The sequence below is a fragment of the Paenarthrobacter aurescens genome (genome assembly GCF_041549525.1).
GTDB classification, from domain to species: Bacteria; Actinomycetota; Actinomycetes; order Actinomycetales; family Micrococcaceae; genus Arthrobacter; species Arthrobacter aurescens.
On record NZ_CP157456.1, the window covers coordinates 857639 to 871597 of the forward strand.

The 13959-nt window shown below is 63.1% G+C and carries 16 protein-coding genes; 11 read left to right on the forward strand and 5 right to left on the reverse strand.

Annotated elements, in window-relative coordinates:
- Positions 1-4: 4 nt before the first annotated feature.
- Both ABI796_RS04145 and tmk read right to left on the reverse strand, forming a co-directional pair.
- On the reverse strand, positions 5-1156 hold the full coding sequence (locus tag ABI796_RS04145) for a DNA polymerase III subunit delta' (RefSeq protein ID WP_141285585.1): 1152 nt from the start codon (positions 1154-1156) through the stop codon (positions 5-7).
- Positions 1153-1836 carry a dTMP kinase gene (tmk, locus tag ABI796_RS04150; RefSeq protein ID WP_141285587.1) on the reverse strand — a complete coding sequence of 228 codons (684 nt, stop codon included), beginning with the start codon at positions 1834-1836 and terminating at the stop codon, positions 1153-1155. The genes ABI796_RS04145 and tmk overlap by 4 nt, the downstream gene beginning before the upstream one ends.
- Before the next feature lie 73 nt (positions 1837-1909).
- Here tmk and ABI796_RS04155 point away from each other — a divergent pair, with 73 nt between their 5' ends.
- Together ABI796_RS04155 and ABI796_RS04160 are read left to right on the forward strand one after the other, a co-directional pair.
- Positions 1910-3094, forward strand: a complete 1185-nt coding sequence (locus tag ABI796_RS04155) for a trans-sulfuration enzyme family protein (protein WP_141285589.1) — start codon at positions 1910-1912, stop codon at positions 3092-3094.
- A gap of 10 nt (positions 3095-3104) precedes the next feature.
- Positions 3105-3446, forward strand: a complete 342-nt coding sequence (locus tag ABI796_RS04160) for a DUF2516 family protein (protein WP_141285591.1) — start codon at positions 3105-3107, stop codon at positions 3444-3446.
- Between the two features lie 21 nt (positions 3447-3467).
- On the opposite strand, the gene ABI796_RS04165 is transcribed toward ABI796_RS04160, so the two are convergent.
- On the reverse strand, positions 3468-4289 hold the full coding sequence (locus ABI796_RS04165; protein WP_174754593.1) for a class I SAM-dependent methyltransferase: 822 nt from the start codon (positions 4287-4289) through the stop codon (positions 3468-3470).
- Positions 4290-4441: 152 nt separating this feature from the next.
- Here ABI796_RS04165 and ABI796_RS04170 point away from each other — a divergent pair, with 152 nt between their 5' ends.
- Positions 4442-5188, forward strand: coding sequence for a phosphoglyceromutase (locus tag ABI796_RS04170; RefSeq protein WP_141285593.1), 747 nt, complete (start codon positions 4442-4444; stop codon positions 5186-5188).
- Between the two features lie 74 nt (positions 5189-5262).
- Here the strand turns inward: ABI796_RS04170 and phoU are convergent, their stop codons facing one another.
- The gene (phoU, locus tag ABI796_RS04175) at positions 5263-5916 is read right to left on the reverse strand and encodes a phosphate signaling complex protein PhoU (RefSeq protein WP_141286485.1); all 654 of its coding nucleotides are present in this window, start codon (positions 5914-5916) and stop codon (positions 5263-5265) included.
- 199 nt (positions 5917-6115) lie between these two features.
- On the opposite strand from phoU, the gene ABI796_RS04180 reads away from it, so the two are divergent.
- Entirely contained in the window at positions 6116-7402 is a 1287-nt protein-coding gene (locus tag ABI796_RS04180; RefSeq protein WP_174754632.1) for a cell wall metabolism sensor histidine kinase WalK, read from the forward strand.
- Positions 7399-8079 (forward strand): response regulator transcription factor, encoded by a 681-nt coding sequence (locus ABI796_RS04185; RefSeq protein WP_020608526.1) that lies wholly within the window; start codon positions 7399-7401, stop codon positions 8077-8079. The genes ABI796_RS04180 and ABI796_RS04185 overlap by 4 nt, the downstream gene beginning before the upstream one ends.
- Positions 8080-8163: 84 nt before the next feature.
- Here the strand turns inward: ABI796_RS04185 and ABI796_RS04190 are convergent, their stop codons facing one another.
- Positions 8164-8700 carry a hypothetical protein gene (locus ABI796_RS04190; protein WP_141286487.1) on the reverse strand — a complete coding sequence of 179 codons (537 nt, stop codon included), beginning with the start codon at positions 8698-8700 and terminating at the stop codon, positions 8164-8166.
- Between the two features lie 293 nt (positions 8701-8993).
- Between ABI796_RS04190 and ABI796_RS04195 the strand changes: the two genes are divergently transcribed.
- From ABI796_RS04195 to rlmB, 6 genes are all read left to right on the forward strand, one after another.
- On the forward strand, positions 8994-9476 hold the full coding sequence (locus ABI796_RS04195; RefSeq protein ID WP_011690592.1) for a CarD family transcriptional regulator: 483 nt from the start codon (positions 8994-8996) through the stop codon (positions 9474-9476).
- Between the two features lie 133 nt (positions 9477-9609).
- A complete protein-coding gene (gene ispD / locus ABI796_RS04200; protein WP_141286483.1) occupies positions 9610-10392 on the forward strand; it encodes a 2-C-methyl-D-erythritol 4-phosphate cytidylyltransferase in 783 nt (260 codons plus the stop codon).
- A gap of 11 nt (positions 10393-10403) precedes the next feature.
- Positions 10404-10943, forward strand: coding sequence for a 2-C-methyl-D-erythritol 2,4-cyclodiphosphate synthase (ispF, locus tag ABI796_RS04205; protein ID WP_141286481.1), 540 nt, complete (start codon positions 10404-10406; stop codon positions 10941-10943).
- Positions 10936-11289, forward strand: a complete 354-nt coding sequence (locus tag ABI796_RS04210) for a hypothetical protein (RefSeq protein ID WP_141286479.1) — start codon at positions 10936-10938, stop codon at positions 11287-11289. Before ispF ends, ABI796_RS04210 begins: the two co-directional genes overlap by 8 nt.
- 35 nt (positions 11290-11324) lie before the next feature.
- Complete coding sequence (cysS, locus tag ABI796_RS04215; protein WP_141286477.1) at positions 11325-12779, forward strand: cysteine--tRNA ligase; 1455 nt, start codon at positions 11325-11327, stop codon at positions 12777-12779.
- Between the two features lie 80 nt (positions 12780-12859).
- Positions 12860-13852, forward strand: a complete 993-nt coding sequence (rlmB, locus tag ABI796_RS04220; RefSeq protein WP_141286475.1) for a 23S rRNA (guanosine(2251)-2'-O)-methyltransferase RlmB — start codon at positions 12860-12862, stop codon at positions 13850-13852.
- Positions 13853-13959 lie beyond the last annotated feature (107 nt).

Sequence of the window (13959 nt, forward strand, 5' to 3'; positions counted from 1 at the left end):
TCTCCTATTGCTGGATGAGGCTCGTGGCCATGGACTCGACCGCCAACAGCGGCGCCACGTTGGTGGTGGTAATTCGGACACGTGCTTTATTGATGGCGTCCATGCGGGCCAACGTGGTTTCCGGCGTTGAATGGCCCGCGTATTCTTCCAACTCGCTCTTGAGTTCAACGTTGACCAGTTCCACCGCGTTCCCCAGTTGAATGATCAGGACGTCCCGGTAAAAGGACAGCAGATCCGTCAGCGTGCGGTCCAACGAGTCCGTAATGGAGCGTTTGGCGCGGCGTTTTTGGTCGTCCTCAAGCTGCTTCACCTGGCTTCGCATGGACGGTGGGAGCGTGCCGGATTCGGGCGCGCCCAGGGAAGCCAACAGTGCGATTTTCTCGGCAGCGTCGCGTTCGTCGTTGGAGCTGTTGGCTTCCTCGGTAGCGATCTTGACCAGTTTCTCGGCCATCATCACCGCAGCGGTGACGCCGCGCAGCCCCAGGGGGATCCGAACCGTGTCCATCCGGCGCTGCCGCGCATCGGCGTCGCGGGCCAAGCGGCGCGCAATCCCTATGTGGCTTTGCGCCGCACGGGCCGCACGGTCCGCGAGTTGGCGTTCGACGCCGTCGCGCCTCACCAGGAGATCGGCGACGTCCGAGGCCGGGGGGAGCCGAAGGCTTACCGGACGGCATCGGGAACGGATGGTGACCAGGACGTCGGCAGGGGAGGGAGCACACAACATCCAGATTGTCCGGGGAGTGGGTTCCTCAATGGCCTTCAGCAGGACATTGGTGGTCCGCTCGGCCATACGGTCCGCGTCCTCCACCACAATGATCCGCCACCGTCCCGTGGCCGGGCGGTCACCGGCCTTGGAGACAAGTTCACGGGCTTCATCGATGGTGATGGTGACCTTTTCGGTGCGCACGAACGTCACGTCCGAGTGCGTCTCACCGAGGATGGTGTGGCAAGCCGCGCACTGGCCGCAGCCGCGCAGGGAAACGTCGTCCTGCTCGCAGTTCAAAGCTGCCGCGAAGGCCTTGGCTGCGTTTGAACGGCCCGAGCCCGGCGGCCCGGTGAAGAGCCACGCATGGGTGAGGCCCGTATCGCCCTGAGCCGCCTGCTTGAGCTGGGCAACAACGGGTGCCTGGCCCTGGAGGTCATCCCAAACGCTCACGGGTGCTCGCCCACAACGGTTTCGCTCTGGCCAGCCAAGGCATTCTCAGCCAGGAGCGACTCCACGCGCTCCAGGATCCGGGCGGCCAACGTCTCAATATCGGCGTTGGCGGGAAGCACCAGATAGCTGGCAGGCGCAGCTGCTGCAAGGTCAAGGAAAGCGTGCCGGATGGCGGAGTGGAAATCGTCAGGCTCGGACTCCAGCCTGTCCTCAGTGGCGTCCCCGGCAGTCCGGCGCTGCCGGCCATCGGAGGGGTCGACGTCGAGCAGTACCGTCAGGTCCGGATGGAGCCCCTCGGTGGCCCATTCGTTGAGCGACAAGACGCCTTCAGCGCCAAGGCCCCGCCCGGCGCCCTGATACGCCACGGACGAATCGATATAGCGGTCCGTAATCACAACTGTGCCATCGGCCAGGGCAGGACGGATCACCTGGGTGGCATGGGCAGCGCGGGCGGCCGCGAACATGAGCGCTTCCGTCCGGGGATCGATGGTGCCGTGCCCGTGGTCCAGGACCAAGGACCGCAGTTTCTCACCAATGGGGGTGCCCCCGGGTTCCCGTGTGCGCAGCACGGAGAGCCCCTGTGCTTCAAGGGCGTCGGAGAGCCGGGCGGCCTGGGTGGACTTGCCCGCTCCGTCCCCGCCTTCAAAGGCGATGAAAAGGCCTGGGCTCTTAATACTCACTGGACTAGCCTACCGATCACCGGCATGCGAGACGGCTTTTATCCACAGCATTGCCCGCGGCTACGCTGAATCCATGAGCCTTTCCGATCAGCACGCCGCCGATTTGTCTCCGGAAACCGTTGTAGTTGCAGCTGGTCGCCCCGACCGCGCCCATGACGAGCCCGTCAACCCGCCCATCGTCCTGTCCTCCACATACTTCGGGACAGGTTCATTGGGCGACGGAGACCGCGGCTACGGGCGCTACGCAAACCCCACCTGGGATCCTTTTGAGGACGCGCTGGCCAAGTTGGAGGGCGCCAGCCTGCCGGGCCTGCTCTACGCCTCCGGCCTTGCCGCGGTCAGCTCTGCACTCTCACTGGTCCCCGCCGGCGGTGTAGTGGTGATGCCCTCTCACAGTTACGCGGGCTCCCTGGTCATGGCCACTGAACTGGCAGAGAAGGGCTTCCTGGAACTGCGCACAGTGGACATCACGGACACCGAAGCCGTGAAAGCCCTCATCGATCCCGGTAACGGCAAGACCGCAGACCTGCTCTGGATCGAAAGCCCCACCAACCCCATGCTCGGCATCGCCGACGTTCAGGCCCTCACCGAAGCCGCTCACGCAGTGGGCGCAATCGTGGTCACGGACAATACTTTCTCCACGCCCCTGGTGCAGCAGCCCCTCAGCCTGGGGTCCGACGTCGTTCTTCACTCGGTGACCAAATACCTGGCCGGGCATTCGGATGTGGTCCTGGGAGCCCTCGTCACCTCCAATCCGGAACTGCGCGCCACGCTCCTGCACCATCGCATCATCCACGGTGGCATCGCCGGGCCGTTCGAAGCCTGGCTGGCTCTGCGCGGCCTCCGCACCCTGGCGCTGCGCATTGAGCGCTCGCAGGCAACAGCTGCAACCCTCGCCGAACGCCTCAGCACCCACCCGCGGGTTGAGGCGATCCGCTACCCCGGCCTGCCCACAGATCCGGGACATGAGCGCGCCAAGGTGCAGATGAAGGGCTTCGGTTCCATCCTCTGCATTCAGGTGGCCGGAGACGAACAGCGCAGCGGTGCTGACGCCGCGGACCAACTGGTCCGCGCTCTGCAGCTATGGCTGCCTGCAACATCCCTTGGCGGGGTGGAGTCACTGATTGAACGCCGACGCCGGCACACGGCTGAGCCGCTGAGCGTTCCGGAGAATCTGGTCCGGTTGAGCGTGGGGATCGAGAACGCGGAAGACCTCTGGTCCGACCTTGAGCAAGCGCTGAAGTCGCTGGACGGCTAGGCTAAAGGGCGTGGACGGAAAAATTTTGATCGCTTACGTTACCAGCGGGGTTTACTTCATCCTGGGCCTGGTAGCTCTTGCCTTGGAACTGTGGGCCTTTGCGGACTGCTTGCGCCATAGGCCGACGCTCTTCGTTGCTGCGTCCAAGCGCACCAAAACGTTCTGGCTGGCGCTCACTGGCGTGGCGCTGGCGATCGGCGCCCTGACTCTCCTGTCAGGCGGTAGCGGCCTGGGACTGTTCGGCATCGCCGCGGTTACCGCAGCATGCGTCTACCTTGCCGATGTCCGTCCCGCCCTGCGCGAAGCCGGCAGCGGCGGCAACCGCAATGTGGGTCCGTACGGCCCCTGGTAAGCAAGGCTTACAGCGGCCGGCTCACAGCGGCGCTACCGCGTCCCACGCCACCGTAACTTCACCCAGGCGCCACCTGGCGGGTCCATCCAAAAGCGGCCACCCGGCGTCGCGCAGTGAACGGCACATGCCCGTCCAGCGTTGCCGGTTACCGAACGATGCCATGGGAGCAGCTTCCAGCCATGCCTGGTCCATGGCCTGTAAGAAGGCATGGATAGGCTCGCCCGGCACGTTGCGGTGAATCAGGGCTTTCGGCAGCCGCTCCGCCACCTCGGATGGCAGCTCAAAACTGCCGAACCGCACGGAAAAACTGAGGCTCAAGGGCTTCGCAGCATCCATGGCCACCCATGTGACGCGCCTGCCGATTTCGTCGCAGGTGCCATCAATGAAGAGCCCGCCGGGCGCTAACCGCGACTGCACCAGCCGCCAGATCCCGGGGACGTCAGCTTCCTCATATTGGCGCAGCACGTTGAACGCCCTTACCAACACAGGATTACCCGGCACGGGAACTTCGAATCCGCCCACGTGAAAGCTCAGCCCGGGCCGTTCCAGCGCTTTGGCGGTCCGTACGCGCTCTGGTTCAATCTCGATCCCGCAGACCCGGACATCCGGCCGCACGGTCTGTAACCGTTCAAAAAGCTCCACGGCGGTGGTGGGCGAGGCACCATAGCCCAGGTCAACCACCAAGGGCTCGACGGCGGCGCGGAGCCGCCAAGCCTGCGGCCCGGCAAGCCAGCGGTCCAGGCGGCGCATCCGGTTGGGGTTGGTAGTCCCGCGGGTAATGTTGCCAACCGGCTTGCCGCCCCTGCTGCGGGGAGAGCCCACCCGTTCCGCTTTTTGCACCACGGCCCCTACTTTATCGCTGCGGGCGTGCACTACACCCCTATGCACTACGGCACCAGTGCTCTGGTGGTGCGCCGGGCGGGAACAGGTGCAGGAGTCCGTTGCCCTTCGTAACGCCGGGCAGGGCACGTGGCCGCTCAGCTAGGATGAAAACCATGACTTACAAGCTGATTCTGCTGCGCCATGGCCACAGCGAATGGAACGCCAAGAACCTGTTCACCGGCTGGGTGGACGTTGACCTGAACGATCAAGGCCGCAAAGAAGCAGTTCGCGGTGGAGAGCTCCTGGTTGAGAATGACATTCTCCCGGACGTCCTCTACACCTCGCTCCTGAAGCGTGCCATCAACACCGCCAACATGGCCTTGGACAAGGCTGACCGCGGCTGGATCCCGGTCAAGCGCGATTGGCGCCTCAACGAGCGCCACTACGGTGCGTTGCAGGGTAAGGACAAGGCCCAGACCCTGGCCGAGTTCGGCGAAGAGCAGTTCATGGAATGGCGCCGCAGCTACGACACCCCGCCGCCGCCCCTGTCCGATGACAGCGAGTTCTCCCAGGCGCACGATGTCCGCTACAAGGATCTCGGCGACGCCCTGCCCCGCACCGAGTGCCTCAAGGACGTCCTGGTCCGTTTGCTCCCTTACTGGGAATCGGACATCAAGGAAGACCTCAAAGCGGGCAAGACTGTCCTGGTCACGGCCCACGGCAACTCGCTGCGCGCGCTCGTGAAGCACCTGGACGGCATTAGCGACGACGCCATTGCCGGCCTGAACATCCCCACGGGCATCCCGCTGGTGTACGAACTGGACGAGGACTTCCAGCCGGTAAACCCCGGCGGAACGTATTTGGATCCCGACGCCGCAGCCCAGGCCATCCTCGCAGTGGCCAACCAAGGCAAGAAATGACGATTTAGTCGACGACGGCGGCCGGTCACCTTTCCATGAGAGGTGACCGGCCGCCGTCGTTTAACGCTGTGAAGCTAGAAGCCTTCCGGCTGCCATTCGCCCGTCACCAGGTAGGTGACCTTGCGGGCTACCGAGACGCCGTGATCGGCGAAGCGCTCGAAGTAGCGGCTTGCAAGGGCCACATCCACGGTGGTGGACGGGCTCTCGTTCCATTCGGGGGCGGCGATTGCCTTGAAGACGCTGAGGTGAAGGTCGTCCACGGCGATGTTGATCTTGAGGATGTCGCGGGCCACCTCAAGGTCCCGGGTCTCCAAAAGTTCAATGACCTTCGCGGTGATCTCGATGTCGTGCTGCGCCATGGCCTTGAAGGTCTGGGTCAGCGATGCGGGGATAACGGTGGCCGGGTAGCGCAGCCGCGCCAGCTGGGCAACGTGGCGGGCGAGATCGCCCATGCGCTCCAGCGACGCACTCATGCGCAGCGAACCCACAATCATGCGAAGATCGCTGGCCACAGGGCCCTGCAGAGCAAGGATGTCGATGGCGCGCTCGTCCAGGCTGTTCTGCAGGAAGTCGATTCGGGCATCTGCCGCGATGACGTCCTGGGCAAGATCCACGTCTGCGCCTTCGAAGGAAGTAGTAGCCTTCGTGATCGCTTCGTGAACCAGTTTGGAGATCTCGATGAGGTCGTCACCTACCTGGGTGAGCTCCTCCTGAAAAACCTTGCGCACTAAGGCGTCCTTTCCTTGGAAATCCTGCTCCCATGCCGGGCGGCGGATTTCAAAACCATTGACAGTCCAACCAGTAACTGTGTCAGGGGCCAGTGAACGGTTTGGCACCTTTAGATGAACGTTAGTTGAACCGTCAGCGTTTGGAGCCGGATCACTGCTTGGCCGTCTTTCCACAGCATAAGCTGGACACGTGGATCCATTGCTCATAGGTGTCGTCGCTGGCCTGGTAGGCCTGTCGTTGGGCGTCTTTGGCATGCTCGCGTTCAGAATCAGCGAGCGGCAGCGCAGCATCGTGGATCTGGATGTGAATGAACCCCTGCTCCCTGAAGGTGCCGCGGAGGTGCTGTCCGTGGTGGGGCGTGCTTTTGTGGTGGTGGATGCGATCGACGGCGTGGTTCGCGCCAGCCCTGCGGCTTATGCGTACGGACTGGTGCGAGGGCACACGGTAGTGCACAAGCAACTCCTGGACATGACCGCCAAGGTCCGCCGCGATGGCGTAATCCTGGAGGAACAATATGAGCTCCCGCGTGGCCCGTTGGGCAAGGGCACCATTGTGGTGCAGGTCAGGGCAGCCATGCTCGGATGGGAATACATCGTGCTCCTGGCCGATGACCGCACCGAGATCACCCGCACTGAGGAGATCCGGAATGACTTTGTTGCCAACGTCTCCCACGAACTAAAAACTCCGGTGGGTGCCATCTCGCTCCTGGCCGAAGCCCTCGAAGCTTCGCCCGATGATGAAGAAGCAGTCCGCCGGTTCGCCAAGCGCATGCATAAGGAATCCGGCCGGTTGGCGGCCCTTGTCCAGGACATCATTGAACTTTCCCGCTTGCAGGGCGCCAACGTGGCCCAGCAAGGTCATCCGGTGGATATCAATACCGTCATCTCCGAGGCCGTGGACCGCTCCCAGTTGCCGGCGGAGAGCAAGAACATTCAGATCGTGGTGGGTGGCCATTCGGATTCCTTGGTGTTCGGAGACCGGGACCTCCTGGTCACGGCCCTGCGCAACCTGATTGACAACGCCATCCGCTACTCCCCGGAAAACACCCGGGTGGGTGTAGGTGTCCGGACGCGGGAGGGCGTGGTCGCCATTTCCGTCACGGACCAAGGCGAAGGCCTCACCCCGGAGGACCAGGAGCGGGTGTTCGAACGCTTCTACCGCGTGGACGCCGCACGTTCCCGTCATACCGGCGGCACCGGCCTGGGCCTCAGCATCGTCAAGCACGTGGTGTCCAACCATGGCGGTGAAGTGACGGTGTGGTCACAGCCCGGCCAAGGATCTACGTTCACCGTCCGGCTGCCGGAGATGGAAGGCCAGGATGACGACGCCGGCCTGCCGCCTTCCGCTGCGACGGCGCCTTCCGAGCAAGAGCCGACAGCCGTCGTCGAGCCTCATCCCGTGAGCCAGCAACCGCATCGCGTGAGTCAGCACGTGAATGATCAAAAGGGCGCCAGCGGCGCCCAAGAGCAAGGAGCCAGCGCTTGAGCCGGATTTTGATAGTGGAGGACGAAGAGTCCTTCAGCGACCCCCTGTCCTATCTCCTGGGCAAAGAGGGTTTTGACGTAGAGGTAGTGGATAACGGCAGCGACGCCTTGGTGGAGTTTGACCGCAACGGAGCCGACCTCGTCCTTCTGGACCTGCAGTTGCCCGGTACTCCGGGGACCGAAGTGTGCCGCCAGCTCCGCCAGCGCTCCAGCGTCCCGGTGATCATGCTGACCGCCAAAGATTCGGAAATCGACAAGGTTGTGGGCCTGGAGCTCGGCGCCGATGACTACGTCACCAAGCCCTACTCCTCCCGCGAACTGGTAGCCCGTGTCCGTGCGGTTCTGCGCCGGCAAGGGGAGCCGGAGGAACTGATCACCTCAACGGTTCAGGCTGGTCCTGTGCGCATGGACATCGAACGCCACGTGGTGAGCGTCAACGGTGAGCAGGTTTCCCTGCCGCTCAAGGAGTTCGAGCTGCTGGAAATGCTGCTCCGCAACTCGGGCCGGGTTTTGACCCGTGGCCAGTTGATTGATCGTGTGTGGGGTTCGGATTATGTGGGGGACACCAAGACCCTCGATGTCCACGTGAAGCGGCTTCGCAGCAAGATCGAACCGGACCCCTCCGCGCCCCGTTACCTGGTGACTGTGCGCGGGCTGGGCTACAAGTTCGAGCCGTAAGCGCTGCGGCCTGTTCTCAGACAGACAAAGGAAGGGTCCCGCCACGGCGGGACCCTTCCTTTGTCTGTCTGATCTTGTGGCCTCTTAGTGGCCGGCGGCCGGAGCCTCTGAAGTAGTTGCCGTGGATGTAGGCGTTGCCGTGGGGCTCGGCGTAGTGGGCAAGTACTTGGCGTACTCGGGCAGTGTGCCGTCAAGTACGGGTACGTTGACCGTGGCGGAGTCGGAACCGCTGCGGATGGTGATCGGGACCAAACCACCGGGGATAACGCCGGCAGTGCTGAGGATCGCAGCATCGGCGGTGTCATTCAGGAAGGTTTCGCCGTTGGCCTTGACCGGGATCTCGGTCTGAGCCCCATTGGCACCGCTCATGGTGAGGGTTGCATCCGTCGCGGAGGTGTTGAAGACGGCGCCAATGACGCGGCCCGGCTCCTTCTCGCCCGAGGAAACAATCAGGATGTTACGCAACTGCAGGGGACCGAGATCAGCTTTGATCCCGTCCGATGCCGAGTACTGGTGGGTAGTCTGCTGGGCGTTGACGAATCCACAGCCGGTGACGGACAGAAGACCGACGCCGATTGCAGCCGCCGCAATTGCCAGCTTGCCGCGCTGGACAGGGTTCATCGCAGTATTGCGCACGACACCTACTCCTCAAGAGTCATTGGAACACTTTTCAGCCATAGCCTATCGGCAAACCGCCTGAAATATGGATTCGGGAAGGCTATGTGGCGCTGTGACCGGAAGAGATCTTGCTCGCACTTGGCCTCGTTGAAGCATCTTTCGCTGAATACGTCAAGACCTTGGACGAAGTCGTTTAAGGCCTTATTCCCTTTATTGGCGCGGCAGAAGGGGCTATCCGGTGCCAGTCGTATGCCTTAATCGTGATAGACTAATCTGCGGGAAAGGGGAAAGTCCACATGGTTTTTGAGGTCGGCGAGACAGTAGTTTACCCTCACCACGGTGCAGCAAAAATTGAGGAAATCAAGATGCGCACCATCAAGGGCGAAGAGAAGATGTATCTCAAGCTCAAGGTGGCTCAGGGTGATCTGACCATTGAAGTTCCAGCAGAGAACGTTGACCTTGTTGGGGTCCGGGACGTAGTGGGCAAAGAAGGCTTGGAGCACGTTTTTGACGTTCTCCGCGCCGAGTTCACTGAAGAGCCTACCAACTGGTCACGTCGTTACAAGGCGAACCTGGAGAAGCTTGCTTCAGGCGATGTCATCAAGGTGGCGGAGGTCGTTCGCGATCTTTGGCGTCGTGATCACGATCGCGGCCTTTCCGCAGGTGAGAAGCGGATGCTGGCCAAGGCGCGGCAGATTCTGATTTCAGAACTGGCCCTGGCTGAGAAGACAGATGAAGAGAAGGCTGCAAGCGTTCTCGACGAGGTCTTGGCTTCCTAAGAATTGAGCCCGGTGGTGCGAAAGCGCCGCCGGGTTTCTTTTTTTGCCTCAAGCCGGACACAAGCCGGCCGCGGCCTCGCGGAATCAGCCGGCATGCGGGTATTCCGCGCAGATTCCGCATAATCTTGGGCGCATGAGTATTCCTTCCAAGCGCGCCGTAACGGCTGTGATCGTGGTTGCTGCCGGTTCCGGCGAACGCCTCGGCTACGGCATGCCCAAAGCCCAGGTACCGCTGGGCGGCGAAACCATTCTGATGCACGCCCTGCGCGGCGTGGTTGCCTCGGATGTTGCCCGCCAGATCTGCATTGCCGTGCCCAAGGGGGACACCGCACTGCGTGAGTCCATCGCCGAGTTCACCATCGACCTCGTGGACGGTGGTCCTGAAATTTCAGTCGTCGACGGCGGTTCCTCCCGAGCGGATTCGGTTCGTGCCGCCATGGCCGCCTTGGAGGACGGCACGGAACTGGTCCTGGTTCACGACGCCGCACGGGCTTTGACCCCCGAGCGCGTGTTCCAACGTGTGTCCGACGCCTTATCCTCAGGAGCGAAGGCCGTCATCCCCACCATGCCGGTGGTAGACACCATCAAGACGGTGACTGAGACCAGTGGCACCGATGCCGCCATAGCTCCGGAACTCGTGACGGGCACCGCCCCCAGGGAACAACTCCGTGCCGTCCAAACCCCCCAAGGTTTTGAACTGGCAACCCTGCGCCGCGCCCACGAGGCTGCCGGACTCTTTGATGACAAGCAGTCTGCCGCTGTGACGGACGACGCCATGCTGGTGGAACTCCTGGGCGTCCCGGTCCACGCTGTCCGCGGAGCGAGTCAGTCCTTGAAGATCACCACGCCCCTGGACCTCATCATCGCCGAAGGCCTGCTCGAAGGGCCGCTGGGAATTCGTTGGGTGGAAGGCTAGTGGCGCCGGACATGGTCCTTCCTCGCACCGGAGTTGGCATTGATGTCCATGCATTCGCCCCTGAAGACGACCCGCAGCCGCTGTGGTTGGGCGGGCTTTTCTGGGAAGGCGAGCGAGGGCTTTCAGGGCATTCCGACGGCGATTGCGTAGCCCACGCTGCCGCCGACGCCCTCTTCTCCGCCTGCGGGATCGGGGACCTGGGTACCCACTTCGGCACCGACCGGCCCGAGTACTCTGGCGCGTCCGGGGTCAAGCTGCTCAGCGAGGCCGCCCGCATTGTGCGTGCTGCCGGATTTGAGATCGGCAACGTGGCGGTGCAGTTCGTAGCCAACCGTCCCAAGTTCGGGCCGCGCCGTGAAGAATCCCAGCGGGTCCTGAGCCAGGCCGCGGGTGCGCCGGTCAGCGTCACGGCAACCACCAGCGACGGATTGGGTTTCACTGGCCGCGGGGAAGGAATCTCTGCTGTTGCCACCGCCCTCGTGTATCCGGTATCCGCCCACGAGGACCACGCAACAGCGCCGGGACCCGCGAAAGGCGCGCCACATGCCTAAGCCAAGCGCCGGCGTCGTGCGTTCCGTTGTGGTGGCTGCAGCCCTGGCAGCCTCGCTCCTGCTCAGTGGGTGCGGCGGGAGTCAAACCATGGACGTGGCGGCCAGTTGCGCGTTCCTGAACGAGGACACTTTCAAGCCCGAGGGCAACCAGCAGCAGCAGTCCAAACAAATTGCCGAGCACTATCACCAGATCGCTGGGAAACTGGCGCCGGAGATCGGAAACCCCATCAAGGAGATGGCGGCAATCATGGATGAGGCGGCGGCATCCTCCCTTGGCGCAGCTACCCAGGACCAGCAGGAAAAGCTCAAGGTTCAGTTCAACAAGATCGGCGAATACTGCAAGTAGGCAGGTCACGCTTCGTCATCGGCTAATCTGGAGCGGTGACCCTGCGCTTCTATGACACCGCCTCCGCCGAAGTCCGTGACTTCGTTCCCATCGAAGACGGCAAGGCCAGCGTGTATTACTGCGGGGCCACTGTCCAGGGAATGCCGCACGTGGGCCACGTCAGGTCGGCTATCGCCTTTGACCAGCTGACGCGCTGGCTCGAGTTCCGGGGCCTCCGGGTCACGGTGGTACGCAACGTCACGGACATCGACGACAAGATCCTGGCTAAGTCCGCGCAGTCGTTCGGACCGGACTGGGACGCGGAGCCATCCGCGCGCCAGGCCGAAGAATGGTGGGCACTGGCATACCGCTACGAGCAGGAATTCGAGAACGCGTACGATTCCCTCGGCGTGCAGCGGCCCACCTATGAGCCCCGCGCCACTGGCCACATCCCGGAAATGCATGCGCTCATCCAGCGCCTCATCGACCGTGGCCACGCATACCCTGCATTGGACGATTCCGGCGATGTCTACTTCGACGTCCGATCCTGGAGCAAGTACGGCTCGCTGACCCGGCAGAATATTGATGACATGCAGGGAGCGCCCGACGCTGACCCCCGCGGCAAGCGCGATCCCCGCGACTTCGCGCTGTGGAAGGGTTTCAAAGACGGCGAGCCCGTCACCGCCAAGTGGGAGTCGCCTTGGGGCGCGGGTCGTCCCGGCTGGCATCTCGAATGCTCGGCGATGGTCACCAAGTATCTTGGTCCGCGGTTTGATATCCACGGTGGAGGATTGGACCTTCGCTTCCCGCACCACGAAAACGAGATGGCCCAATCCCAGGCTGCAGGCGACGATTTCGCCAACTTCTGGATGCACAACGGCATGGTCACCTACGAGGGTGAAAAAATGTCCAAGTCCATTGGCAACACCGTGAGTCCGGCCGAAATGCTTGAGCTCGCATCCCCGCGTGTGGTCCGCTATTACCTCGGCCAGGCCCACTACCGGTCCGTGCTGGACTACCGTCCCACCTCGCTGCAGGAGGCCGCGGCCGCCGTCGAGCGTATTGACGGTTTCATCCACAAGGCATCCGCCAAGGTGGGCACAGGTTCCTTGGAAGTGTCCCCCCAAGCCAACATGCCCGCCGCTTTCATAACGGCCATGGATGACGACCTCAATGTTCCGCAGGCGCTCGGCGTGCTGCACGAAACCGTGAGGGCAGGAAACACTGCCTTGGCTTCCGGTGATGTGGACGCTGCCAAGACCGCTCTCTGCAGCGTGCTGTCCATGACCGAAGTGCTTGGCCTGGATTCGGTGAAACGCCCGGAAGCTGTGCAGGGACGGGAGCATGCCGCTCTGGAAGTGCTGATCGAAGCCCAACTCGAAGCCCGGGCCGCCGCCAGAGCCGCAAAGGACTGGGCGGCATCCGACGCGATCCGCGACACCCTCGCTGCCGCCGGCGTCGTGGTCGAAGATGGTGCGGACGGCGCCACCTGGAGCCTCAAACGCGACTGACAAAACGGCGCGGCGGCCGAATTGCATCGGGTCAGTAGACTTGATTCCAGACTTACTCACAAAATCAAGGATGGAAACTCATGGCCAATAATGGTCGCCGGTCGGTCAAGCAGAAGAAGGGCCCCACCACCGGAACCGGTGGCCACGGCCGCAAGGCCCTGGAAGGCAAGGGTCCCACGCCCAAGGCGGAGGAACGCACCTACCACAAGGCATACAAGAACAAGCAGCTGGCTGAGCGCTCCGCCGCCAAGCGCGGCTCGGGCACCCGTCAGGGTGGCGCCGGCGCCCGCTCCGGTCCCAAGGGCCGTGCCACTGAAGAGCTGGTCACCGGCCGTAACTCGGTGGTCGAAGCCCTCCGCGCCGGTATCCCCGCCAAGGCCCTGCACGTGGCTATCCGCATTGAGATGGATGATCGCGTCAAGGAATCCCTGAAGCTCGCGGCCGAACGTGGGATCCCGCTGCTCGAAACCGGCAAGGTGGAGCTGGACCGCATGACTGAGGACGCTGTCCACCAGGGCCTCGTACTGCAGATCCCGCCGTACGAATACGAGGACGCCTACGACCTCGCCGAGACGACTCTCGCCAAGTGGAAGAAGGGGCACATCTCCAACGCCCCCATCTTCGTTGCACTGGACGGCATCACCGACCCCCGCAACCTCGGCGCGATCATCCGCTCCGTCTCCGCGTTCAGCGGCCACGGCGTCATCGTCCCCGAGCGTCGCTCCGTCGGCGTCACCGCGTCCGCCTGGAAGACCAGTGCCGGTGCCGCTGTCCGCGTACCTGTCGCCCGCGCGTCGAACCTCAACAACGCGCTCAAGCAGTTCAAGAACATGGGCATCTACGTCCTTGGCCTGGACGGCGACGGCGACGTCTCGCTGCCGGATCTTACCGTGGCAACCGAGCCTGTGTGCATCGTTGTGGGCTCCGAAGGCAAGGGCCTCAGCAGGCTCGTGCGCGAAAACTGCGATCAGATCGTCTCGATCCCCATCGACTCCGCCATGGAGTCACTCAACGCATCCATGGCCGTTGGTATCTCGCTGTACGAAGTGTCGAGGCAGCGCGCCGCTAAGTAATCCTCAAGAAGGCGCCGCAAGCGCCATCCTCTGCGTGCTGCTCCACCGTCGCTTTGACGCACGCTTCCGGATGGCCCTTGTGGCGCCTTTCGCATGCCCGACCGTCT